Origin of the sequence: Ruegeria sp. (assembly GCF_965221235.1) — a bacterium.
Classification (GTDB): Bacteria; Pseudomonadota; Alphaproteobacteria; order Rhodobacterales; family Rhodobacteraceae; genus Ruegeria.
In genome coordinates this window covers 1,039,785-1,061,832 of sequence record NZ_CBDCRS010000004.1, presented here as the reverse complement: position 1 = coordinate 1,061,832, position 22,048 = coordinate 1,039,785, and the positions used below count along the sequence as shown (strand labels likewise).

The 22,048-nt window shown below is 59.0% G+C and carries 18 protein-coding genes; 10 read left to right on the top strand and 8 right to left on the bottom strand.

The features are described 5' to 3' along the window. Positions 1-4 precede the first annotated feature (4 nt). The 3 genes from ACOQOY_RS08345 to ACOQOY_RS08335 are packed head-to-tail and all read left to right on the top strand — an operon-like array spanning position 5 to position 3,133. Complete coding sequence (locus ACOQOY_RS08345) at positions 5-1,018, top strand: catalase (RefSeq protein WP_420584994.1); 1,014 nt, start codon at positions 5-7, stop codon at positions 1,016-1,018. A 4-nt stretch (positions 1,019-1,022) separates the two neighbouring features. Further along, on the top strand, positions 1,023-1,739 hold the full coding sequence (locus ACOQOY_RS08340) for a hypothetical protein (RefSeq protein WP_420584993.1): 717 nt from the start codon (positions 1,023-1,025) through the stop codon (positions 1,737-1,739). Then, on the top strand, positions 1,736-3,133 hold the full coding sequence (locus ACOQOY_RS08335; protein ID WP_420584992.1) for a Dyp-type peroxidase: 1,398 nt from the start codon (positions 1,736-1,738) through the stop codon (positions 3,131-3,133). The genes ACOQOY_RS08340 and ACOQOY_RS08335 overlap by 4 nt, the downstream gene beginning before the upstream one ends. Here the strand turns inward: ACOQOY_RS08335 and ACOQOY_RS08330 are convergent. The 5 genes from ACOQOY_RS08330 to choX form a co-directional block, all read right to left on the bottom strand. Continuing rightward, entirely contained in the window at positions 3,130-6,315 is a 3,186-nt protein-coding gene (locus ACOQOY_RS08330) for an ATP-binding protein (protein WP_420584991.1), read from the bottom strand. The genes ACOQOY_RS08335 and ACOQOY_RS08330 overlap by 4 nt on opposite strands. A gap of 106 nt (positions 6,316-6,421) precedes the next feature. Continuing rightward, complete coding sequence (locus ACOQOY_RS08325) at positions 6,422-7,345, bottom strand: SMP-30/gluconolactonase/LRE family protein (RefSeq protein WP_420584990.1); 924 nt, start codon at positions 7,343-7,345, stop codon at positions 6,422-6,424. Positions 7,346-7,405: 60 nt separating this feature from the next. Then, the gene (gene choV / locus ACOQOY_RS08320; RefSeq protein ID WP_420584989.1) at positions 7,406-8,428 is read right to left on the bottom strand and encodes a choline ABC transporter ATP-binding protein; all 1,023 of its coding nucleotides are present in this window, start codon (positions 8,426-8,428) and stop codon (positions 7,406-7,408) included. Beyond that, positions 8,425-9,258 (bottom strand): choline ABC transporter permease subunit, encoded by an 834-nt coding sequence (choW, locus tag ACOQOY_RS08315; RefSeq protein ID WP_420584988.1) that lies wholly within the window; start codon positions 9,256-9,258, stop codon positions 8,425-8,427. Before choW ends, choV begins: the two co-directional genes overlap by 4 nt. Before the next feature lie 83 nt (positions 9,259-9,341). Then, on the bottom strand, positions 9,342-10,265 hold the full coding sequence (gene choX, locus ACOQOY_RS08310; protein WP_420584987.1) for a choline ABC transporter substrate-binding protein: 924 nt from the start codon (positions 10,263-10,265) through the stop codon (positions 9,342-9,344). Between the two features lie 551 nt (positions 10,266-10,816). Here choX and ACOQOY_RS08305 point away from each other — a divergent pair. The 5 genes from ACOQOY_RS08305 to ACOQOY_RS08285 all read left to right on the top strand — a co-directional run bounded on the left by ACOQOY_RS08305 (position 10,817) and on the right by ACOQOY_RS08285 (position 16,030). Continuing rightward, complete coding sequence (locus ACOQOY_RS08305) at positions 10,817-12,163, top strand: substrate-binding protein (RefSeq protein WP_420584986.1); 1,347 nt, start codon at positions 10,817-10,819, stop codon at positions 12,161-12,163. A 95-nt stretch (positions 12,164-12,258) separates the two neighbouring features. Further along, positions 12,259-13,290, top strand: coding sequence for a branched-chain amino acid ABC transporter permease (locus tag ACOQOY_RS08300; protein WP_420584985.1), 1,032 nt, complete (start codon positions 12,259-12,261; stop codon positions 13,288-13,290). A gap of 3 nt (positions 13,291-13,293) precedes the next feature. Further along, positions 13,294-14,499, top strand: coding sequence for a branched-chain amino acid ABC transporter permease (locus ACOQOY_RS08295; RefSeq protein WP_420584984.1), 1,206 nt, complete (start codon positions 13,294-13,296; stop codon positions 14,497-14,499). Between the two features lie 10 nt (positions 14,500-14,509). After that, positions 14,510-15,265 carry an ABC transporter ATP-binding protein gene (locus ACOQOY_RS08290; RefSeq protein WP_420584983.1) on the top strand — a complete coding sequence of 252 codons (756 nt, stop codon included), beginning with the start codon at positions 14,510-14,512 and terminating at the stop codon, positions 15,263-15,265. 9 nt (positions 15,266-15,274) lie between these two features. Beyond that, on the top strand, positions 15,275-16,030 hold the full coding sequence (locus ACOQOY_RS08285; RefSeq protein WP_420584982.1) for an ABC transporter ATP-binding protein: 756 nt from the start codon (positions 15,275-15,277) through the stop codon (positions 16,028-16,030). Positions 16,031-16,380: 350 nt separating this feature from the next. Here the strand turns inward: ACOQOY_RS08285 and gph are convergent, their stop codons facing one another. Continuing rightward, positions 16,381-17,055 (bottom strand): phosphoglycolate phosphatase, encoded by a 675-nt coding sequence (gene gph, locus ACOQOY_RS08280; protein WP_420584981.1) that lies wholly within the window; start codon positions 17,053-17,055, stop codon positions 16,381-16,383. A gap of 225 nt (positions 17,056-17,280) precedes the next feature. On the opposite strand from gph, the gene hemP reads away from it, so the two are divergent. Together hemP and ACOQOY_RS08270 are read left to right on the top strand one after the other, a co-directional pair. Further along, positions 17,281-17,448: a hemin uptake protein HemP gene (gene hemP / locus ACOQOY_RS08275; RefSeq protein WP_170332270.1), complete on the top strand. Its 168-nt coding sequence runs from the start codon at positions 17,281-17,283 to the stop codon at positions 17,446-17,448. Further along, entirely contained in the window at positions 17,445-17,921 is a 477-nt protein-coding gene (locus ACOQOY_RS08270) for a hypothetical protein (protein ID WP_420584980.1), read from the top strand. Before hemP ends, ACOQOY_RS08270 begins: the two co-directional genes overlap by 4 nt. 59 nt (positions 17,922-17,980) lie before the next feature. Here ACOQOY_RS08270 and ACOQOY_RS08265 read toward each other — a convergent pair whose 3' ends face one another. Then, positions 17,981-21,043 carry an aminotransferase class III-fold pyridoxal phosphate-dependent enzyme gene (locus ACOQOY_RS08265; RefSeq protein WP_420584979.1) on the bottom strand — a complete coding sequence of 1,021 codons (3,063 nt, stop codon included), beginning with the start codon at positions 21,041-21,043 and terminating at the stop codon, positions 17,981-17,983. Positions 21,044-21,150: 107 nt separating this feature from the next. Continuing rightward, positions 21,151-22,023, bottom strand: coding sequence for an NAD(P)-dependent oxidoreductase (locus ACOQOY_RS08260; protein WP_420584978.1), 873 nt, complete (start codon positions 22,021-22,023; stop codon positions 21,151-21,153). Between the last annotated feature and the right edge of the window lie 25 nt (positions 22,024-22,048).

The following is a 22,048-nucleotide window of genomic DNA, read 5'->3' as shown; positions in this document are numbered from 1 at the left end:
AGATATGAGCGATCCCGGCATTGCCGAGAAGCTGGTTGAGGTTTTGCATCGCCCGGATGGTGATCCTGCCCTGCGCCCGGTCCACACAATCGGAATCAGTGCTACTGGGTATTTTGAGCCGTCTCCGGTTGCGCGCAACTTTTGCGTCGCCGATCACTTCTGCGCGGGCAAAACCGATGTGATTGTGCGCTTTTCAAACGGGTCGGGATGCGCTGTTGTGCATGATGGCTGGTCGGACGTACGGGGTATGGCGGTTCGGTTTCACCTGTCCGACGGGACGGATACCGACCTGATCGCGATGACGTTGCCTGAATTCTTTGCCCCAACCCCTGAAACCTTTCTGGAATTCGCCGAAGAGGCCGCCCCCCGCGAATATGAGGGCGAGACCCCGTGGCAAAAAATCCTCAACTATCTGCATCTGGTCCTGCCCAAACGTGATCCCTATCCGGGCGAGACCATCAGCCCCGATGACGGGGCTATCGAATTTGCGGACAAGAACGCCTATTCGCAACTGGGCGTAATGCAGGCGGCCCAGATCGGCGCGCCTACCAGTTATGTCCGGGCGGCTTATCATGCCGTGCATACCTTTGTGGTCACCGGCCCTGACGGGGTGCGTCGCTGGGTTCGGTTCTCATGGCAGCCCATCGCCGGGGTTCTGACGACGAATGCCGAAGAACCGCCTGTTGACGACTACCTGCGCGCCGAATTGAAAGACCGTCTGGCCAAAGAACCCGCCCGGTTTTCCCTGATGATGATGATCGGAGAGGTAGGGGACGACTTCAACAACTCCTCCCGCCCCTGGCCGCCGCATCGCAAGCGAATCATGATGGGGACACTGACTCTGGATGCGGTGCCTGAGGATCAGATTGCGCAGTCGGAAAAGCTCAGCTTCAATCCCGGTTTGCTGACCAACGGGATTGAGACCTCGGACGATCCGGTGCTGAAAGTGCGCATCGACTCGTACAAAATCTCAAGCGAATGGCGCGGCGGTACGCCTTGCCCGTTCTCAGAAGGATAAGGCCATGACCAGTCGCAACAGCTGGTTCAACAGCTACGTCAACAGCCTGCCGGACCGGGGATGGTTCAAATTCCTGTCGCGGTACATCGTAGTGCCCTATTGGCACTGGCGTGACCCCAAGCCGAAATTGCCCGGCGGCCCGCGCCCTTCACCGCAACCCAGTGAAAATGTTCAGCGCATGATGAACCTGATCATGCCGCTAAAGGACCCTTCGCCCGCCGGACGTGCGCGCGCAACGCTGGCGATTGCACAGAATGTCGATGAGATTTTTGCCGGGCTCGACAATGTCGGCACCGTTCATTTCGCCCGGTTCCTGCTGATCGACAACAATATCTGCATGATCTCGGTCTATGATGGCGATTTCACCAATTATATTCGCGACTTCATCACCACCATTGGCAGCGTGTTCAACGATGTCATCTCGCTAGTGGAGGGGGCGGAACACCTGATCCCGACCGAACATAACGTCGAAGAGTTCATCGACTGGGTTCATGCACATGACCTGTTTCAGGCGGCCGACTTCCCGACCGATCTGTTCGGCCTTCAGGATGCCGCCAAGGGACTGCCGCCGAACCAGCCGCCACATGATCTGGCGACGCTGCCGCGTGAGTTTGTTCTGCAACTGCACGCGAACCGCAACATCTCGCTTGGGGGCGGCTACCGCGCTTACCCCGGAGTTTCCGCCGCGCAGGTGCGCCAGAAATTTGGACAAGGCTGGTGACTACAAAACTCGATCTCGCCGACATTCAGGGCAACATTCTGCGCGGATACCGCCGCGAATTTGTGCGCCATCTGATCCTTGAAGTCACCGACCGCTCAGCCGCGCGCCGGTTTTTGGCCGCTTCGGTTGATGGCGGCAGCGAAGCCGTTCCCGAAATCACCCGAGGTGTGTTGTGGGAGGTCAAGCCGCCCTTCTGCTTCAACATTGGCATCACCTATGAAGGTCTGCGCGCCCTTGGGGCTGCGCCCGAACACCTGAACACCTTCCCGACCGAGTTTCGGCAAGGCATGACCCAGCGCGCTATGAAGCTGGGCGATTTCGGCGACAGCGGCCCCGAGAATTGGCCCGCACCGTTTGATCAGCCCGAGCGGGTGCATCTGATTGCCTCTGTACATTCCGATAACCCCGAACATCTGGATATGGTCGAAAAACAGGTGGCCGAGGCGTTCACCGTTCTGGGCGTTCGCAACGGTCGCAATCTGCCTGAGGGCAAAGTGTTTTTTGGCTATGTCGACGGCATCTCGCAGCCGCGTTTTGAGCAGGTCTATGATCCCGACCAAGAGGGCGTGGACGAACCCATTGACCCGCTCGGAACTGCGTTGCTTGGCTATCCGACAAAGCAGGAAGGGGTTTTGTTCCGCGTTCCGTCACCCAATGCACTTGGGTTCAACGGATCGTTCAACGCGTTCCGAATTCTGGCGCAGGATGCGGCGGGGTTCGAGGCGTACCTGGACAAGGCCGCCGATGAATTGATGCAGCACCCCGAGCGCGACCAGTTGGTCGACCCCAACAATCTCGACCGGATCGGCAAGGGGCTCGACCTGCACGGCGCATTGCGCGAGGTCGTCGCCGCACAGATGTGCGGGCGCTGGCGCAATGGCGTGCCGTACGAGCTGTCGCCGTATGCACAATGGCCCGAAGAAGAAGTCTCGCTGACCAATTTCGACTATACGCACGCATCGCGCTGCCCCGCGGGGTCGCACCTGCGGCGCGGTAATCCGCGCGGCGGACCGATCGTTCAGCGTATCGCGAATTACACCCGCCGGTTGGTCCGGCGCGGAATGTCTTACGGTCCGGACTTTGATCCGCAGAACCCGGATTCCGAGGAACGCGGCCTGCTGGGCAGCTTTATCGGCGCCAATATCGGGGCGCAGTTCGAAGCAGTGATGTGCGATTGGATCAATCTTGGCCTGCAAGACCCCAATATCACCGGTGCTAATGATCCGCTGTTGGGGGCCAACACACCAGAGACAAGCTGGTTCGATCTGACCCTGCCGGATGGAGGCTCAATCCGTCTGCACGGGTTTCCGCGCCTGATCCAGACGCGCGGCGGAGCTTACACGTTCCTGCCCAGCCTGACCGCGATCAAATACCTGTCGGAGCTGACGACCTAAGCCAGTTCCGACAAGGCTGCATCGATGCGCGTCAGCATAGGTGAGCGTCCGGCGGATTCCACGATAACACGGGCGCGGGTCAGGTAATCCTTGGCCAGCGCCTTCTGCTTTTTCGCCTTGTAGAGCAGTCCCACGATCATGTCGCAGCGCGCGATATAGTGCCCCTTTTCATCAAACTGAGGGTTCTTGCGCACCTGCTCGATCATTTCAATCAGACGTTTCCTACCAAACAGCATGACCCAAAGGATGGGCCGGAAGTTTCGCAGCAGAACACCTAGAGACGCTCCACCTTCGCCCGTCAGAATGGCCAGATACATTTCGCACAGGAATAGCCGCGCCCAGTCGGCGGCGACCTGAGTCCCTTCGTCCGTGCGCTTTTGAATGGCCCATTCGACCTGCCGCAGACCAGCAGCGACCTGCCCCCTCAGCGCGTAAGACACACCCAACATGGTCGCGGGGCCGAAAGTGAACAAGGTCCAGCCCTTTTCGTCGCACGCCTTGATATGGCGCTGGACCATCTCTTGCGCGCCGGGTTTTTCCAGCGCCACCATGGCCGCGACGCAAGCAGCTTGGGCAATGGCCAGTTCAAATTCAACTTTTGAGGCTTTGCGGGCCTCTTCCGCCATCTTCAGCGCCAGCTCATTGTCATCCGAGACCATGGCAATCAGCGCCTTCATCGCCGTCCCATAACCCAGCGCGCGCGGGTCGTTCTTGGCTTTGCCGAGGGCAATCATCCGGTCCGACGTCGCATGCGCCCGCGCTACACGGCCTCGGGTCAGCTCGTTCCACCCCACCGTGGCCAGATAGAAGTTGTGGATATAGGCGTCGTCGATCTGTTCCAGAACCGCTTCGATCTCACGCTTCTTGGCCTCGAATTTCTCGTTGTCGATAGGGGCGTGATAGATGGACACGGACAGCTCATTGACCATGGCATAGGCCTTGGACGCCGGATCCTTCAGGCGCTTGGCCATGTCGGTCAGTTCCTGCTGAATCCAATGTGCCTCGTGGTATTTGCCATTGCAGACCAGACAGGACACATAGTGGTGCAGGAACAGGGCATGATCCTGACTGTCACCAACCTGATGCAGGATCGGGCGCACCTCGCCCGCCAATTCGATGATCGTTTTGACCCGCAGTGAGATATTCGAACACAGCGCAAAGCTGGCCATGAACTGCGCAAACTGTTCATTTGTGGCGCAACTCGGGTCGCTCTGATATAGCTCCAGCGCCGCAACGAAATATCGGTTGGCCTCATCCAGAGAGTAAACGCCCAGGCTCTTTTCACCGGCCATGGCGCTGAACTTAAATGCCTGATCGGTGCGATCGGTCTGGCTGTAGTGATAGGCCAGCATTTCAGCGGCCTCCTGCAAGCGGTTCGCGTTGCGGTGGACCAAAGCATCGGCAACCGCCAGATGCAGTTCAGCACGGCGCGAGCCGATGAGGCTCTGATACACTGAATCGCGCAGCAGCGCATGTTTGAAGACATAATCCGACGAGCTCGCCTCGCGCGACAAGACATCCTGCGCCTGCAAGCGTTGCAGAGTGGCTCCGGTCGCGTTCGGGTTGTCAACGATCTGCGACAGCAGTCCCGGGTCAAAGCGGCGCCCGATCGCTGCTGCGGCCTGCAACACGGCGCGGTCTTCGGGGTCCAGCCTTTCGATTCTGGCCGTCAGCAGACTGCGCATCGTGACCGGTAGCCCGCTTTCGCTGATGTCTGAGCTGGCGTGGACTGTGCCGTCCTCGACACGTAATACGCCCTGATCCAGCAGAAAGCCCAGAATCTCTTCGCCAAAAAGGGGGTTGCCTCCGGCCCGTTCTGTCAGTTGCTCCGCCAACCCATCGGGCAGTGTGGCCACGCCAAGACGACCACGTGCCAGATCGGCAAACTCAGCAACGCCCAGAGGCTGCAGCGCCACCGTAGTGACCCCTGCCTGACCCAGCCAGTCAGGTTCGTATTCCGGGCGACGCGTCTGAATGATCATCAGGTTCGACAGGCCAGAGTCTTCGGCAATCATCGCCAGCAAATCAGCCGAGGCGCTGTCGATCCAATGGCTGTCCTCGATCAGCAAAATGACCCGCCCTTTTTCGCATTCCAGTCGCAAGAGCGTTGTCAGCAATTCGCGACTGCGCAGGCCGATCAGGACACCGTCCAGACCCTCCAGCGCGCCTTCGGGTGGGTTGAGCCCAAGCAGGGTCATGATCAGCCCAAGGTTTTCCTGCGACAGCAGACCGTATGCCTCTAGTCCAGCTTCCAGCTTGGTCTGAACCCGCAGTGGATTGTCCGCGTCACCGATGCGGAAGGATTTTCGAATAATTTCCAGAAACGGCAGGAATGGAACCTGCTGCCCATCGGCGAAACAATATCCGGTCAGAACCGTAACCTTGTCCGAGGGCAGATGTTGCAGAAACTCGAACACCAGCCGCGTTTTCCCGAGCCCGGGTTCGGCGACCAGATCCACGATGGTTCGGGCGGTCGCGGACTTTTCGAACGCGACGGACATCGCATCAAGCTCGCGCGTGCGACCAACATGTCCGCTCAGCCCCCGCGCGACCGATGCATCGAACCGGGTCGCATCGGACTCGATCGCCTGCAATTGCCACAGCTTTTGCGGGGCCGTCAGGCCTTTGATCTGATGTTCGCCAAAAAAGCTGAGTTCGGTTATCCACTCGACCAGACCCCGCGTTGTGTCACAGAGCAGGGTACCCCCGGACGGGGCCAGATTCTCAAGGCGGGCGGCCAGATTGACGGTGCTGCCAACAGCGGTCTGCGGGCTGCCTTCACCCTGAACCGCGGCCATCACCACGGTGCCAGAGCTGATTCCCACACGCATTTTCGGGCGCACGCCAAATCGCGCCTCGATATCCTCGGCGGCCGCGTCAAAGGCCGCGTGGATGGCCAGCGCGGCCCGACAGGCTCGTGGGGCAGTGTCTTCCAGAGCTTCGGGAATTCCGAACAGTGCCATGATGCTGTCGCCGGCGAAATCGCGCACTGCGCCGCCGTGGGATTCCACCGCACGCACCAGTGTTTCATAGACCATGCGCACAAATTGCAGCGCTTTTTCTTCGTCAAGCGCTGCAACGATGGCGGTGTAGCCAACCATATCGGCAAACAGAACCGAGACCTGGCGCCGCTGCTCCAGATCTGCGTTTGCCTGCGAAGGTTTATCCGAAATCTCCCCCATGTCGGCATTGGTTTACATCACGCCGTCGGGGGCTGCCAGTATTTGCACGTAAAATCACGTTAAGGTGCAGTCAAATGGCAACGAAAATGTCACTGGTTGCAAAACCTCAGGCTGTGAAGGCCAGCTTCAGACCCGGACGCGGCCACCGTGCTTTGTAGATTTTGCCGGTGCTTGAGGCTGTGATCCACAAATCCTGCATGTCCTCGCCGCCAAAGCACATATTGGTCGTGAACATGTCGGGGATCTCGACATGCTCGGTGGTGCCATCAAGGCTGAACACCGTGATCCCGCCATTGAACAGCGTCCCGACACAGACGCGCCCGTCCGCCTCGACCTTGAGACTGTCGAGCCACTGATACCCCGGCAATGTTTGCACCACATTGCCCGGCATCCCCGGAATCGGGCCGGGTTTGACCTGTCCGGGGCCGGTGATCTCCATCGCCCAGAGCCGTCCGAACACAGTGTCTGAGACATAGACAGTTTTGCCATCCGGCGACAGGCCGACCCCGTTTGGCATCGGAATCGTGGCGGCCTTGATCAGCGTTTTGCCATCAATCGAAGCATAGTAGAGACCGCCATAGCGTGTGGATTCGGCGTCTTCTATACCCGTGTCGGTGAACCAGAAGCCGCCCGAAGTATCGAACACAATATCGTCGGGGGCGATCAGCCGTTTGCCCTCATATGAGTCGAACAGCTGCGTCACGGCCCCTGTTTCAAGATCAACCCGGTGCACCGAGCCGCCTAGGTAGTGCGGCCTGATCGGAGCGGGAACGGTTATCTCATCCGGGCCAAAGGGAACGAAACTGTATACTCCGCCATTGTTGCAGACATAGGCGGCACCATCCGGGCCAATGGCCACACCGTTAGGGCCACCTGGAATCTTGGCCACCACGCTGACGGTGCCGTCCGTCGACAGGCGCGCCAGTGTCTGTTCTTTGATGTCCACAAACAGCACCGAGCCGTCGTTCATTGCAACCGGCCCTTCGGGAAAGCCCAGCCCGCTGCACATCTCTTTCAGTTCCAGTGCCATTCCTGTCCTCGCTGCTGCTGCCATTTTTTCGCCGACCAAAATTACGCTTGGACCGGATTGTTATCTGCGCGTATCCAGAAGTTTGGTCAGGATACTGTCTTTTGTGATTTGGCCGATAACCTTGCCACCGTCGGTTACGGCGATGGGGCGGTCGGACGTTCTGGCGACCTCAATGACGTGTCGGATCTTGGCGTCGGCCGCGACATCGCCGCGCGTTTCCGCTGCCAGAGGCTCCATCACGTCGCGCGCGCAGAGCACGCCTAGCGGGTTCATCTCGGCCACAAAATCCGCCACGTATTCCGACGCCGGAGCCGAGAAGATTTCGCGCGGGGTGCCGCATTGGACGATGCGCCCGCCTTCCATGATGGCGATGCGGTTGCCGATCTTGAACGCTTCGTCGAGGTCGTGGCTGACAAAGATGATAGTGCGTTTCAGCCTCTCTTGCAGGTCAAGCAATTCGTCTTGCAACCGGCTTCGGATCAATGGGTCCAGCGCTGAAAACGGCTCGTCCATCAACAGGATCGGCGCGTCGGTGACAAAGGCGCGGGCCAGTCCAACGCGCTGTTGCATGCCGCCGGACAGTTCTCCGACTTTTCGATCAGCCCAGTCCGACAATCCGACGAGCGCGAGCTGCTCTTTGACCTTTTCAAGCCGCTCGGACCGGTTCATGCCGCCAAGCTCAAGGCCAAGCCCCACGTTTTCCTGCACTGTACGCCAGGGCAGCAAACCAAACTGCTGGAACACCATCGCTACGCGCGACATGCGGATCTGGCGCAGCTGGGCGCTGTTGGCTTGTGTGACCGAGACCATTTCGGTTCCCGCATTGACGCGGACATCCCCCCGGACCACCGGGTTGAGGCCGTTAACCGCACGCAGCAAGGTCGATTTGCCCGAGCCAGACAGGCCCATCAGGACAACAATCTCACCTTCTTCCACGGTCAGTGAGCAATCATGCACCCCTAGGACCTGATCGGTTTCCGCCTGAACTTCGCTGCGGCTTTTGCCGGCATCCATCAGGGGTAGTGCGGTCTTTGGTTTGTTGCCAAAAACGATTGACACGGTATCGAAAACTACAGCGGTCATGAGCGGTCAACCCTCAGAATACGGTCCAGCATGATCGCCACAACCACGATGATAAATCCACTTTCAAAGCCGAGCGACGTGTTCACCTGATTCAGCGCCCGGACCACTGGGACACCCAGCCCGTCCGCGCCCACAAGTGCGGCGATGACCACCATCGACAGTGACAGCATGATCGTCTGGTTCAGCCCGGCCATGATCTGCGGGAACGCATAAGGCAGCTCTACCTTGATCAAGGTTTGTCGTGGCGTCGCCCCAAAGGCCTGCGCGGCCTCAAGCAGGGGTTTTGGCGTCGACGTGATGCCCAGATGCGTCAGGCGGATCGGGGCAGGCAGGACGAAAATCACCGTCGCGATCAGGCCGGGCACCATGCCGATGCCAAAGAACACAATGGCCGGGATCAGGTACACGAAGGTTGGCAGGGTCTGCATCAGGTCCAGTACCGGGCGCATCGCGCGGAACAGGCGCGGCCTGTGTGCGGCGGCGATGCCAATAGGTATGCCAAGCCCCATACAGACCACACAGGCCGACAGCACAAGCGTGAGGCTTTCTGTCGTTTCCTCCCAATATCCCTGATTGAGGATGAACAGGAAGCCCAACGCAACCAGCAGGCAGGTCTTCCAGTTCCGTTGCAGCAGCCAGGTCAGGGCCACAAACACAGCGGCGATGATCAGCGGGTGAGGTGTTTGCAGCACCCAGAGGATCGCGTCAATCAGCGCTTCCAGCGAGTCCGACAGCCCGTCGAAGAACCACGCTCCGTTGATCTGTAGCCATTCAAATACATCCGCCGCGGCGCGCCCGACCGGAATCTTGTTCTCTGTCAGCCAGTCCATACTGTCCCGGTCTTTCGTTTTTCTTTAAGTTTTGGGCGAGGGTGCGCGAGGCAGCCTTTTGCAGGCTGCCCCGCCAATGCACCTTACAGTCCCAGAGCGCCTTTGACCGCAGCCATTCCGTCACCGCCGTCTTTGGTGGTAACGCCTGCCAGCCAAGCGTCCAGAGCGCCGGGATTGGCTGTCAGCCATGCGGTGGCCGCCTCGGCCGGGTCCGCGCCGTCATCCAGAATCGCGCCCATGATCTCGTTTTCCATCGCCAGCGTGAATTCGAGATTTCCAAGCAGGGTGCCGACATTCGGGCAGGTCTCGGAATATCCGGCAGAAGTGTTAGTGAACACCGTCGCGCCGCCCAGGTTCGGTCCGAACCAGTCATCGCCGCCTTCAAGATAGGTCAGTTCAAAATTGGCGTTCATTGGGTGGGGTTCCCAGCCCAGGAACACGACCGGTTCACCCCGCCGGTCCGCGCGCGAGACCTGCGCCAGCATCCCCTGTTCAGAGCTTTCGACCACTTCAAAACCCGTCAGACCAAACGCATCGGCCTCGATCATGTCCATGATCAGGCGGTTGCCGTCATTGCCCGGTTCGATGCCAAAGATTTTGCCTTCCAGCGCTTCGGATTGCGCTGCGATATCGGCGAAGTTGCCAATGCCAAGGTCGGCTGCGGCCTTGTTGACGGCCAGAGTGTATTTCGCACCCTCAAGATTGGCGCGTACCGTATCCACGGTTCCGGCCTCGCGATAGGGGGCGATGTCGGCCTCCATGGTCGGCATCCAGTTCCCGAGGAAGATGTCCACATCCCCATTGGCCAGCGACGTGTATGTCACCGGAACCGAGAGAACCTTGATGTCTGTCTCATAGCCCAGAGCTTCGAGAACAACGGTGGTCGCGGCGGTCGTGGCTGTGATATCCGTCCAGCCCACGTCAGAGAATGTCACGGTGCCGCAATCTGCAAAAGCGGCGGTTGCGGTCAGCCCTAAAGCAAGGCTTGAGATGGTGGATTTGAGCATTTGAATCTCCCAGTCGTTCATTTTTGTTTTTTTGTTGATCCGGCCGCGATCCCGTAACGTTCGGTAGAGGAACTGGTTTGTTCCGGCAACGCGCTTGGTCAAGCACTGACATTATCTAACCGATTGTGGATGTAAAGGTGATGACGCGCCTGAGGGTACGGCCTTCTGTCATATGGTCGAAATCTGGGCGTGTTTGTTCACTTGGCATCTGGCAACGCGCAGCCCGGCGGGATGGGAATGGGGCGTCGGTACATCCATTTTGATACTTGGCGAGAGTCGGTGTTGATAATCTACGCTTGGCTTTCAAAATTGCTGCGCCGCAGATATTTCAGGAAAACACATATTTTAAAGTCTATTGAATCGATCAACTTCGAAAAACTTTACAAAATAATATCAATTTCTGTGCATTTGTTTACATAACATTCTTTCATTTTGAATAGGTTATTGGTGATTTTTCAGAACCGCCTCCATACTCAAAATCGCGTTTAACCGCGTTTTCGCCCGATGGAAGAGGAGCCAGAGAGCGAAAGAATGGGAAATGGGAGGAATGAATGACTAACAAATCTGTCACACGCCGCGGCGTGCTGAAGTCTGGTGCAGTTGCAGGAACCGGACTGGCCCTGCCAACGATCTTTACGGCTTCGTCGGCTGCTGCTTTCACCAATGAACCGACCGGAGGGTCCGTCACTCTGGGCTTCAACGTTCCGCAAACCGGGCCGTATGCCGAAGAAGGTAATGACGAGCTGCTGGCACAACAGCTGGCGGTCGAACATTTGAACGGCGAAGGCGATGGCGGCTGCCTGAATACCTTCACGTCGAAGGCGCTGAAGGGGAACGGTATCCTCGGCAAGAAGGTCGAGTTTGTCACCGGCGATACCCAGACCAAATCAGATGCCGCGCGCGCGTCGGCCAAGTCGATGATCGAAAAAGACGGTGCGATCATGATCAACGGTGGTTCGTCCTCGGGCGTGGCCGTTGCGGTTCAGGGCCTGTGCCAAGAGGCGGGTGTGATCTTTATGGCGGGTCTGACCCACGCCAATGACACCACCGGTAAGGACAAAAAGGCCAACGGGTTCCGCCATTTCTTCAACGCTTACATGTCGGGTGCCGCTCTGGCGCCGGTGCTGGCCGCGGAAATGGGCAAGGAGCGCCGCGCTTATCACCTGACGGCTGACTACAACTGGGGCTGGACCCAGGAAGAGTCGATCGTCGCCTCGACCGAAGCCTTGGGATGGGAAACGGTCAACACGGTCAAGACACCACTCGCGTCGACGGACTTCTCGTCCTATATCGCACCGGTTCTGAACTCGGGCGCGGACGTGCTGGTTCTGAACCACTACGGCGGCAACATGGTGAACTCGCTGACCAACGCGATTCAGTTCGGCCTGCTCGACAAGGTGGCCAACGGCAAGGACTTCAAGATTGTCGTGCCGTTGTACTCCGAGCTGATGGCCGCTGGTGCGGGCGAGAACATCAAAGGCGTTCTGGGTTCGATGAACTGGAACTGGCAGTTGCAGGATGAGGGCACCAAAGCCTTCGTGAAATCCTTCGGCGAGAAATACGGCAAGCCGCCGTCCAACTCGGCCCAGACCTGCTATGCGCAAGTTCTGCTCTATGCCGATGCGGTCGAGCGTGCGGGCACGTTCAACCCCTGCGGTGTTGTCGAAGCGCTGGAAGACTTCGAGTTTGACGGGCTGGGCAACGGTCCGACCTGGTATCGTGGCGCCGATCACCAGTGCTTCAAGGATGTGCTGGTTGTGCGGGGCAATGAGAACCCGACCAACGCCTATGACACGCTCGAGATCGTCGAGATCACACCGCGTGCGCAGGTCGAATACGATCCGGAACATCCGATGTTTGCCGGTGGCGAACTGGGCAAGTGCAACCCGGGCGCATAACCGGGCGCACTGGGATTTTCGACGAAAATTCTCAGACCTAAAAACGGACTCTCCCGCCTGTGGGGGAGTCCGATGAAAGGCCAAAGGTGGGGACAATGGACGCCATTCTTCTGCAAATCCTGAACGGGCTCGACAAGGGGTCGGCTTATGCGCTGATCGCTCTGGGTCTGACGCTGATCTTCGGCACGCTGGGGGTCGTGAACTTTGCCCATGGGGCCTTGTTCATGATCGGGGCGTTTTGCGCTGTGACCTTGCAAAAGCTCATGAACCTGAGCTTTGTGACCATAGATGAGAGCCAAAAGGATTTTCTGGGCAATCCGCTAAAGGTCGAAACACCTTATATCGAAGCGTGGTTCGGCCCCGAGGTGGGCGCAACCATCATCGACTGGTCCGTCCCGCTGGCCATCCTGTTCGCGATCCCGATCATGCTGCTTGTTGGCTATGTGATGGAGCGTGGGTTGATCAAGCATTTCTACAAGCGCCCGCATGCCGACCAGATCCTTGTGACTTTTGGTCTGGCCATCGTGTTGCAGGAGATCGTCAAGTATTTCTTCGGTGCCAACCCGATCCAGACCCCGCCGCCCGATGCGCTGAGCGGGTCTGTCGATCTGGGCATCATGGTTGGGTTCGATCCGAACGCAATCATCTATCCGATCTGGCGTCTGGTCTATTTCGGTTTTGCGGTGGGGATCATAGGGGCGGTCTTCTCGTTCCTGCAATTCACCACCTTCGGCATGGTCGTGCGCGCCGGGATGGCGGACCGGGAAACCGTGGGTCTGCTGGGCATCAATATCGACCGTCGCTTTACCATCATGTTCGGCATCGCCGCCGCCGTGGCGGGGCTGGCCGGCGTGATGTACGGGCCGCTCAATCCGCCAAATTACCACATGGGCATGGACTTCCTTGTGCTCAGCTTCGTGGTTGTTGTTGTGGGCGGAATGGGTTCATTGCCGGGGGCTGTGCTGGCCGGGTTCCTGCTGGGTATTCTGGAGAGCTTTGCCTCGACCACTTGGGCGACCACCACGATCCCGGGCATCAACCAGATCATCATCTACCTTGTCGCCATCATCGTGCTGCTGACGCGGCCGCGCGGGCTGATGGGGCGCAAAGGCGTGATGGAGGAATAATCCATGTTGGGACTGAACAAAAAAGACACCAGCCTGCTGATCATCGTCGCGATCCTGACCCTGCTGGCCCCCTTCATCCTGAATCCGTTCCCCGAGGGCAGCGCCATGGCGCAGTTCAATGCGGGCTACCCGGATCTGATGCAGCGCTTCGTGATCTTCGGAATCTTCGCCATCGGGTTCAACATCCTGTTCGGCCTGACCGGGTATCTGTCCTTTGGCCACGCGGCGTTTCTGGGCGTGGGTTCCTATTCCGCCGTGTGGATGTTCAAGCTACTCAGCTATAACGTCGTCCCCGCCATCGCGCTGAGCGTTGTGGTTGCCGGACTGTTTTCGCTTCTGATCGGATTTGTCAGCCTGCGGAGATCAGGGATTTACTTCTCGATCCTAACGCTGGCCTTCGCGCAGATGAGCTTTGCGCTGGCCTATTCGGTGCTGTCGAACCCCAAGTTTAACCTGACCAACGGGGAAACCGGTCTGCAAGTATACGCGGACGATCCGCAAATCCTGCAAGGGGCCAACGCGCCCGACCTGCCGCACCTGTTCGGCATACCGATGCGGGCGACCTACACGATGGATGTGGGTGCGTGGAGCTTTGATTTTAACGCAGGCTACTACCTGTGCGCGGTGATCCTGATGGTGGTGTTCTATCTGTCGATCCGCATCTTCCGCTCGCCCTTTGGCATGATGCTGCGGGCGGTGAAGTCGAACCAGCAGCGGATGAACTACACGGGTCTGAATTCCAAACCTTACACTCTGGCGGCCTTTGTGATCTCGGGCATGTATGCCGGTCTGGCCGGTGGCCTGATGGCGGCGATGGATCCGCTGGCCGGGGCCGAACGGATGCAGTGGACCGCCTCGGGTGAGGTCGTGCTGATGACCATCTTGGGCGGCACCGGGACGCTGATCGGTCCGGTTCTGGGCGCAGGCTTCATCAAGTATTTCGAGAACATCTTCTCGAAGATCAACGACAACGTCCTGCACAGCTGGTTTGCCTTCCTGCCGGACGGGTTGGAGGATGCGGTCGTATTCCTGATCCACCCGTTCATCGGCAAGGGCTGGCACCTGACGCTGGGCATCCTGTTCATGCTGGTGGTGATCTACCTGCCGGGGGGCCTTGTCGAAGGTGGGCAGCGTTTGCTGAACCGGTTCAAACGCAGAAAAACAGGCACCGACGACGCACCGTCGGGCAAAACCGAGCCAGCGGAATAGGGGGCGTATCATGGCAATTCTACGCGTCAAAGACGTTAGTAAACGCTTCGGTGGCCTCAAGGCGCTGACGGATGTGAACTTGAATGTCGAGGAGAACTCGGTTCACGCCATCATCGGCCCCAACGGCGCAGGCAAGTCGACTTTGCTGAACTGTCTGGTGGGTAAGCTGATGCCCGATACCGGATCGGTGCTGTTCGACAACAACTCGGTCCTGGGGCTTGCGCCGTACCAGATCAACCAGATGGGCATCAGCCGCGTGTTTCAGACACCCGAGATTTTCGGCGAACTGTCGGTGATGGAGAATATGCTTATCCCGATCTTCGCGATGCGCGACGGGGCCTTCCGCATGCACGCCTATGAAACCATCACCAATGAACGCGACATCGTAGAGCAGGCCGAGGCAATGCTGGTCGAGATGAACATGGCCGACAAGCGTGAGATGAACGCGGCCTCGCTGTCGCGCGGTGACAAACGGCGGCTGGAAATCGGCATGTGCCTCAGCCAGAACCCGCGGCTGTTGCTGCTGGACGAACCGACGGCAGGTATGGCGCGGGCTGATACCAACAACACCATCGACCTGCTGAAACAGATCAAGGACGAGCGCGACATCACCATCGCCATCATTGAACATGACATGCATGTCGTCTTCAGCCTGGCCGAACGCATCACGGTTCTGGCGCAAGGCACACCTCTGGTCGAAGACATTCCGGAAAACATCCGCGGGAATCCCAAGGTCCGCGAGGCCTATCTGGGCGAGGCTGCGTAAGGAAAAGCTATGAACGAGAAACCTGACTTTTCGAAAAACGCCAATCAGGCCACCACCGCCCCCGCCTTTTTGTCGGTGTGGGACATGCACTCTTACTATGGCGAAAGCTATATCGTGCAGGGTGTCAGCTTTAACGTTCACGAGGGCGAAATTCTGGCGCTGCTGGGACGCAACGGGGCGGGCAAGACCTCGACCCTACGGTCCATTGCGCGGGTGGGCGAACCCGAGGTGCGGCATGGCGAGATTTGGCTGGATCACCAGCCGCTGCACAACATGACCAGCTACGAGGCCGCGACAGCCGGGTTGGGGTTGGTACCCGAGGACCGGCGGATCATTCCCGGCCTGACGGTCGAGGAAAATCTGCAACTGGCGCAAATCGCACCGCCCATCGGCTGGTCATTAGATCGCCTGTATGAGTTGTTCCCGCGGCTGGGCGAACGGCGTAAGCAAGAGGGTGTCACTCTTTCAGGGGGTGAGCAGCAGATGCTGTCGATTGCCCGTGCGTTGGCGCGGGATATCAAGGTGCTGCTGCTGGATGAGCCTTACGAAGGGCTGGCACCGGTGATCGTGGATGAAATCGAAAAGACCCTGGTCCACGTCAAACAACAGGGCATGACCACAATCATTGTCGAACAGAACGCGGTCCGGGCGCTGGAACTGGCGGACCGGGCGATCATTCTGGATACCGGCAGTATCGTATTTGACGGTTCGGCGAATGAAGTGCTGGAGAATACGCAGCTGCGCGAAGAGTATCTGGCGATCTGAAGTGTGCCGGGCCGGAAGGCCCGCGCAAGAGTCGGGGAGGGGCGATTGACGGGGTGGTTATCCGCCTCGTCTTTTGCATTTTTGGGGGCTGAGGCTGTGTCAGACGGCGGCGCGTCCGTGTGTTCGCGTGAAAGTGCCAAAAAATGGCAGAAAAATTTTCAGCAATTTCAACGCATTTCGGATCTCTACGGGAAACCCCCAATTCCGACTTCAGGCCCGATTCGCTAATTTCAAATCACTGGAAGGGTCACAACGGACCATACCACTTTTCCCCTGTGAGGGGCTGGCTTCTTAACCCCCTCGGCCGGCCCCTCAGCAACTCGATCCTTCTATCCTTTCCCGCGCCTTCGTTACGCGTTTTGGCCACTGACCCGTATGAGGCTTCGGACCAGCGCCGGTAACTCTGACGATTGGTCATAGCTATGCGTGTGCGGAATCTCGGTAACCGGGGATTTGCGATAGCCGTCGGAAAACAGCAGAAACGGCACGCCAGCGCGCTGCGCGGTTTCCGCGTCGACCTCACTGTCGCCGACAAAAATCTGTGGCCCGGCGGATGTGACGGCGGCAAAGCTGGCCTCAAGATGCGCAGGGTCCGGCTTTCTGGTATGCAGGCTGTCGCCGCCGATAACGGTGTCAAAATATGCCGCCAGCCCCAACGCCTCAAGCACGTGGCGCGCAGGGGCCTCGTTCTTATTGGTGCAAACGCCCATCACACAGCCCATATCGCGCAGCTGCTGCAACGCTTCGGGTACGCCGTTGTAAACCACCGTCTGCGCGGTCGAGGCCGCGTTGTAATGGGCCAGCGTGGCCTTCGCCAGTTCCGCGTGCCGGTCCATCGACAGATCGCAGTGGCGGATCACACGTTCGACCAGATTGAGCAGCCCGTTGCCCACAAACTGTTTGATCTGATCCTGTGACAGGGGCGCGGTGCCGGTGTCCTCCAGCATTCTGTTGGTCGCAGCCGCAAGGTCGGGCAGGCTGTCCACAAGCGTTCCGTCCAGATCAAACATGATTGTCGCGCTCATCGGTTTTCCCTTTGGTCTGATTGGCCGTGCCAGACCTAACGCGCGTTGGTTTTTGGTGCAATCACACAGATTTGGGGGAAGCGAAAGAAACGGCCTTGACATACCTGACTAAAATAATCAGATTATCCGAGAAGCCATCAGCCAACCCTTCTCCGGGTCAGCCAGAACACCAAACACCGCAAACTGATCAAGGCCCCGCGCCCGAGACCCTCTGGAGTTGTCCTGATGAATATGCAGAACCCGAATCCCAGCCAGTCCTACGCCGTATCCATGCTTCCCGCCCATAAGGCCGAAGACCTGACCAAAGGGGGAAACCTTGCCCATATCGAACTGGGCGACCAACTGTATACGCTGCGCATCACCCGCGCGGGTAAGCTGATCCTGACAAAATGAGCGCACCAAACCCTCGTGGCGGAGCGGCTGTTGGCCGCCTGACCGACCTTGACCCGGTTGAGGCCGGAGCCGTGATGTATCTACGGCTTTGGGGCGATGGGGCGCAGGGTCGGGCGGATGCCGCCAGCGATTTTGAGATCGCGCTGGGCGCAGAAGGCGGACGCGCGGCGATGCTGACATTGGACCGGCTGTGTTCTTTGTGCGCGCATCACGGACGGCGTCCCCTGATCCGGCATGGGCTGAGTTGTTCCTGTCTGGGTGCGGACGAAAACTGTTTCGCTCAGATGATCGCCGCCGCATCTGAGGGCGCACGCGAAGACGCGATGATGATGGCGTCGCTGATCGTGCGGCCGGATTTCGCGCCCGCTTTAGCCTCACTATCCGAAGAACTTGGGCTGGCGCTGCGTCGCATGACCGCGTCTGTCCCACTGCCCACCACCGGGCATCAACCCCCCGCAGCCGTGCTACATTAGGCAGCAGCACGTCAGCGCAAAGCCCCGGCGCTCTCCTCGCGCCGGGGTTTTTTGTTAGATCAGCAGCATCCGCACCCTGCGTGGTGATGGTCGTGGTCGCAGACCGGGGCAGGGGCATAGTCGCCAACCTCGGTCAGCACGTCGCGCAAGGCCCAAAGGATCATATCCACGTCCTCTGCTTCGATCGTCAGCGGCGGACGGATTTTCAGGATGTTGTTCTTTGGCCCTTCGCTGCCAATCAGAATGCGGTGGTCGCGCATCCGGTTCTTGACGTATTTACAGATCTCGGTGCCTTCGGATCCATCGGGGTTAACCAGCTCGACCCCCAGGAACAGGCCCATGCCACGCACATCTCCAACGCATCCGAACTCGGCTTCGATCTGGCGCAAACCGTCCATCAGTCGCGCACCCATGTCGCGGGCATTGTCCTGCAACCCTTCGTCATCGACGATGTCCAGCACCTCTTTCCCGATCCGGCAGGACAGGGTTGATCCGCCGAAGGTCGAGAAAAACTCGATCCCGTTATCGAAGCTCTCGGCGATTTCCTTGGTGGTGACCAGCACGCCCAGAGGATGCCCGTTGCCGATGGGTTTGCCCATAACAACGATGTCGGGCAGCGCGCCTTGGTGTTCAAAGCCGAAATAGTATTCGCCCAGACGCCCCAGACCAGTTTGCACTTCATCCGCAATGCAAACACCGCCAGCAGCGCGGATTTTCTCATAGACCGCAGGCAGATAACCCTTGGGTGGAATGATCTGGCCACCGACCGAGGGGAAGGTCTCGGCGATGAAACCGGCGACGCCTTGTCCTCTGTCCTGCAAGGCGGCAATCGCGGGGTCGACTAAATTCGCGAATTTGGTGGCCCGGTCGGGATCGTCGCGCCGGAATGAGCCGCGATAGTCGTCGGCAACCTCAACCAGCTCAACCCAATCGGCCTGACCAACACCACCCGGCTTGTTGAACTTGTAGGCCGAGATCGCAACAGCTGCGTTGGTGTTGCCATGATAACCATGATCCGGCGTCACGATCCCCTTGGCCCCGGTATGCGCACGGGCCAGCCGCAGCGCCAGTTCATTCGCCTCGGTTCCGGAATTGACGAAAAAGCAGACCTCGAAATGATCGGGCAGCTTCGACAGCACCTTATCGGCAAAGGCTGTCTGCGCCGGATGCAGATAGCGGGTGTTCGAGTTCATCCGTTTCAATTGATCCGCCGCAACGGCCTGAATCCGCGGATGGGCGTGGCCGACGTGAGGGACATTGTTGTAGGCGTCCAGATAAGGCCGCCCCCATTCATCGAACAGGTGATGCTTCCACCCGCGCACCAACATGACCGGATCGTCATAAGTCAGGCTGAGGTTGCCGCCGAAATGATCTTGCCGTCCTTGCAAGATCGCCTGTTTGTCAGTCGGGCGATAGAACACCTTATCATCCGACAGGTTCAACAGCGCGGTAGGGTTGGGGCAGACGGCGTGCCACAGCTCTAATTCATCCGGGTCGGCGACACCGGGCCAGTCGTTTTGCATCCCGTCTGTGGTCAGGGCCAGCTGGAAATGCACATGCGGCGCCCAACCGCCGTTCTGGCTGGCGTCACCAAGCCGGGCAAATGCCGCACCTTGCGCCACGGGATCACCCGGTTTCAAGCGGTCGCAGACCTCGGGGTCCAGATGACCATAGAGCGTATAGAACGGATCACCCTCGGGCGTTTCGTGATGCAGGATCACCACGCCGCCATAGTCCAGATGGGCGTCTCGGTTCTCAACCGCCTCAACCCGACCACTCATCGGCGCATGCAGCACGGTGCCTGCCGGGGCAAATACATCCACCGCCAGATGCACGGTGCGCCGATCCGAGGCCTTCCATGGCCCTTTGCGGAATCCAGGTTCTGCATAGATCAGGCGCGGTTCGCTGTAATACCCCAACCACAGATCGCCAAATTCCTCACCCACACGGGCGGCTTCCTCCAGCGGCATGTGGAATGGGTTCTGTGGCCAGGTCGAGTTCTCAACCGACAACGATCCCATGGGTACATCGCTCAGGTCTTGTTCGAACATTTGGGCGAACTGGCCACGATGCTCGGACAGGTAGGCGTGGATGCGCTCGGCCCCGTCTGTCACGGGCAGGCCGCACGCGACGCGCAGTCGGGCAGACATCAGATCGCCGTTCACGCTTTTGTTCTCAAGGAACCGCCAGGCCGGGGCCTGACTGATGGTGATATACGGATCGTCCGGGTTTTGGGCGGCCATCAGGGTAGAGTTCACAACGGACACAGCTAGCCGCATCCGCAGCAGCGGCCAGATCAGATCAACCTCGTCTGGTCGCAGACGGTTTGCCGCGTGATAGCCGCGCACCAAAGCAGACAGAGCACGTTCGGGTTTGGGATGGTCCAGAACGATATACGCCCCGGCAATCGCCAGATCACAGATCCGCGGCGCCGCACACATATCTCCCAGATCAATCAGGCCCGAGATACTCTGACGTTGACCCAGCTCGCCCTCGACCAGAATGTTGTAATCGTTGGCATCGTTATGGATCGCTTGTTTCGGCAAACCGGCCAACTGACCCGAGATCGCTTCGAACTCAGCGCAGATATCCGACAGCAAGCTGCGCTGCTCAGGATCGGCGACAACTGTGAGCCATTCAGCGATCCAGCCGCCCTGCGTCAAATCCCATTTGAACTCGTCGCGAAGCAGTCCTTCATGTGTGAACTGTTCCAGCGCCCTGTCGGTCGCGCCCAGAACGCGGCCCAGCTTTAAAATCAGTTCCTCGGATTTCGGCGCAGCTTTGGCGTAACACTGCCCCGGCAGGCATTCCAGCAACCAAGCCAGTCGCGCCGCGCCCTGCGGATCGGCAATCTCGGGCAGCAAAGTGCCGTTCACATCAGGAAAGACCTTTGGGAATGGCAATCCCGGAGCCTCGGAGGCGATATGTTCCAGTGCTTTGACCTGAAGGTCGACAAACTCGGCTTCACATCCTGCGCGCATGACCTTCAGCACATAGTCCTGACCGTTAGTTGCCCGGACCATAAAGTTGAGATCATATTCCCCATCCAGCCGCGTCAGCTTGGCGTCCAGCCCCCAATGCGTCCGCAGGGCGTCTGCCCAGAATGCAGTCATGTCGCTCATCCGATTTTCTGTCCTTCTGTCATCGGGGTCCTGTTCATCTGGCTAAAAATACCTTCGGGGATGAATTGGCCAAGGGGCCAAAAGGGGGCAGACACCCCCCTTTTCCATCAGTCCAGCGCGCGCAGCCGTTTGAACAATGAGGACGTGTCCCACCGACCGCCGCCCAGTTTCTGCACGTCCTTGTAAAACTGATCGACCAGCGCGGTCAGCGGCAGCGACGCCCCGTTGTCATTTGCCTCATCCAGGCAAATGCCCAGATCCTTGCGCATCCAGTCCACCGCAAAGCCATAGTCGAAATGATCGTCCAGCATCGTCTCATGCCGGTTTACCATCTGCCAGCTGCCAGCCGCACCCTGACTGATCACCTCAACCACTGCGCGTCCGTCCAGCCCGGCTTTTTCGGCGAAATGCAGCGCCTCGCTCAGGCCCTGAACCACACCGGCAATAGCGATCTGGTTGCTCATCTTGGTCAGTTGCCCGGCACCGCTGTCACCAATCCGACGGCAGATTTTTGAATACACGGCCATGACCGGTTCGGCTGCATCATACGCCGCCTGATCTCCGCCACACATGATTGACAGAACCCCGTTTTCCGCCCCGGCCTGACCGCCAGATATCGGAGCATCGACAAATGCGATGCCTTGCGCCTTTGCCGTGTCGCACAGCTCATACGTGACCTTCGCTGAAACCGTGGTGTGATCGACAAAGATCGTCCCCTTCGGCATCCCGTTGAACGCCCCTTCGCTGCCGGTGCAGACATCGCGCAGGTCATCGTCATTGCCCACGCAGGCAAAAACGATCTCGGCCCCTTGGGCGGCTTCTTGGGGGGTCACGCCCATCCCGCCGCCATGTTCGGCAACCCAGGCTTCGGCCTTGGCGGTTGTCCGGTTGTAGACTGTCACCTGATGTCCGGCAGCTTGCAGGTGGCCAGCCATAGGATAGCCCATCACGCCCAAACCGAGGAATGCGACTTTTGCCATTTTTCATCATCCTTTCTGCTGTCCG

Coding starts and splice junctions, on each gene's coding strand:
- ACOQOY_RS08345 (WP_420584994.1), top strand. CDS start 5: ATGAGCGATCCCGGCATTGCCGAGAAGCTGGTTGAGGTTTTGCATCGC.
- ACOQOY_RS08340 (WP_420584993.1), top strand. CDS start 1,023: ATGACCAGTCGCAACAGCTGGTTCAACAGCTACGTCAACAGCCTGCCG.
- ACOQOY_RS08330 (WP_420584991.1), bottom strand. CDS start 6,315: ATGGGGGAGATTTCGGATAAACCTTCGCAGGCAAACGCAGATCTGGAG.
- ACOQOY_RS08325 (WP_420584990.1), bottom strand. CDS start 7,345: ATGGCACTGGAACTGAAAGAGATGTGCAGCGGGCTGGGCTTTCCCGAA.
- choV (WP_420584989.1), bottom strand. CDS start 8,428: ATGACCGCTGTAGTTTTCGATACCGTGTCAATCGTTTTTGGCAACAAA.
- choW (WP_420584988.1), bottom strand. CDS start 9,258: ATGGACTGGCTGACAGAGAACAAGATTCCGGTCGGGCGCGCCGCGGCG.
- choX (WP_420584987.1), bottom strand. CDS start 10,265: ATGCTCAAATCCACCATCTCAAGCCTTGCTTTAGGGCTGACCGCAACC.
- ACOQOY_RS08305 (WP_420584986.1), top strand. CDS start 10,817: ATGACTAACAAATCTGTCACACGCCGCGGCGTGCTGAAGTCTGGTGCA.
- ACOQOY_RS08300 (WP_420584985.1), top strand. CDS start 12,259: ATGGACGCCATTCTTCTGCAAATCCTGAACGGGCTCGACAAGGGGTCG.
- ACOQOY_RS08295 (WP_420584984.1), top strand. CDS start 13,294: ATGTTGGGACTGAACAAAAAAGACACCAGCCTGCTGATCATCGTCGCG.
- ACOQOY_RS08290 (WP_420584983.1), top strand. CDS start 14,510: ATGGCAATTCTACGCGTCAAAGACGTTAGTAAACGCTTCGGTGGCCTC.
- ACOQOY_RS08285 (WP_420584982.1), top strand. CDS start 15,275: ATGAACGAGAAACCTGACTTTTCGAAAAACGCCAATCAGGCCACCACC.
- gph (WP_420584981.1), bottom strand. CDS start 17,055: ATGAGCGCGACAATCATGTTTGATCTGGACGGAACGCTTGTGGACAGC.
- hemP (WP_170332270.1), top strand. CDS start 17,281: ATGAATATGCAGAACCCGAATCCCAGCCAGTCCTACGCCGTATCCATG.
- ACOQOY_RS08270 (WP_420584980.1), top strand. CDS start 17,445: ATGAGCGCACCAAACCCTCGTGGCGGAGCGGCTGTTGGCCGCCTGACC.
- ACOQOY_RS08265 (WP_420584979.1), bottom strand. CDS start 21,043: ATGAGCGACATGACTGCATTCTGGGCAGACGCCCTGCGGACGCATTGG.
- ACOQOY_RS08260 (WP_420584978.1), bottom strand. CDS start 22,023: ATGGCAAAAGTCGCATTCCTCGGTTTGGGCGTGATGGGCTATCCTATG.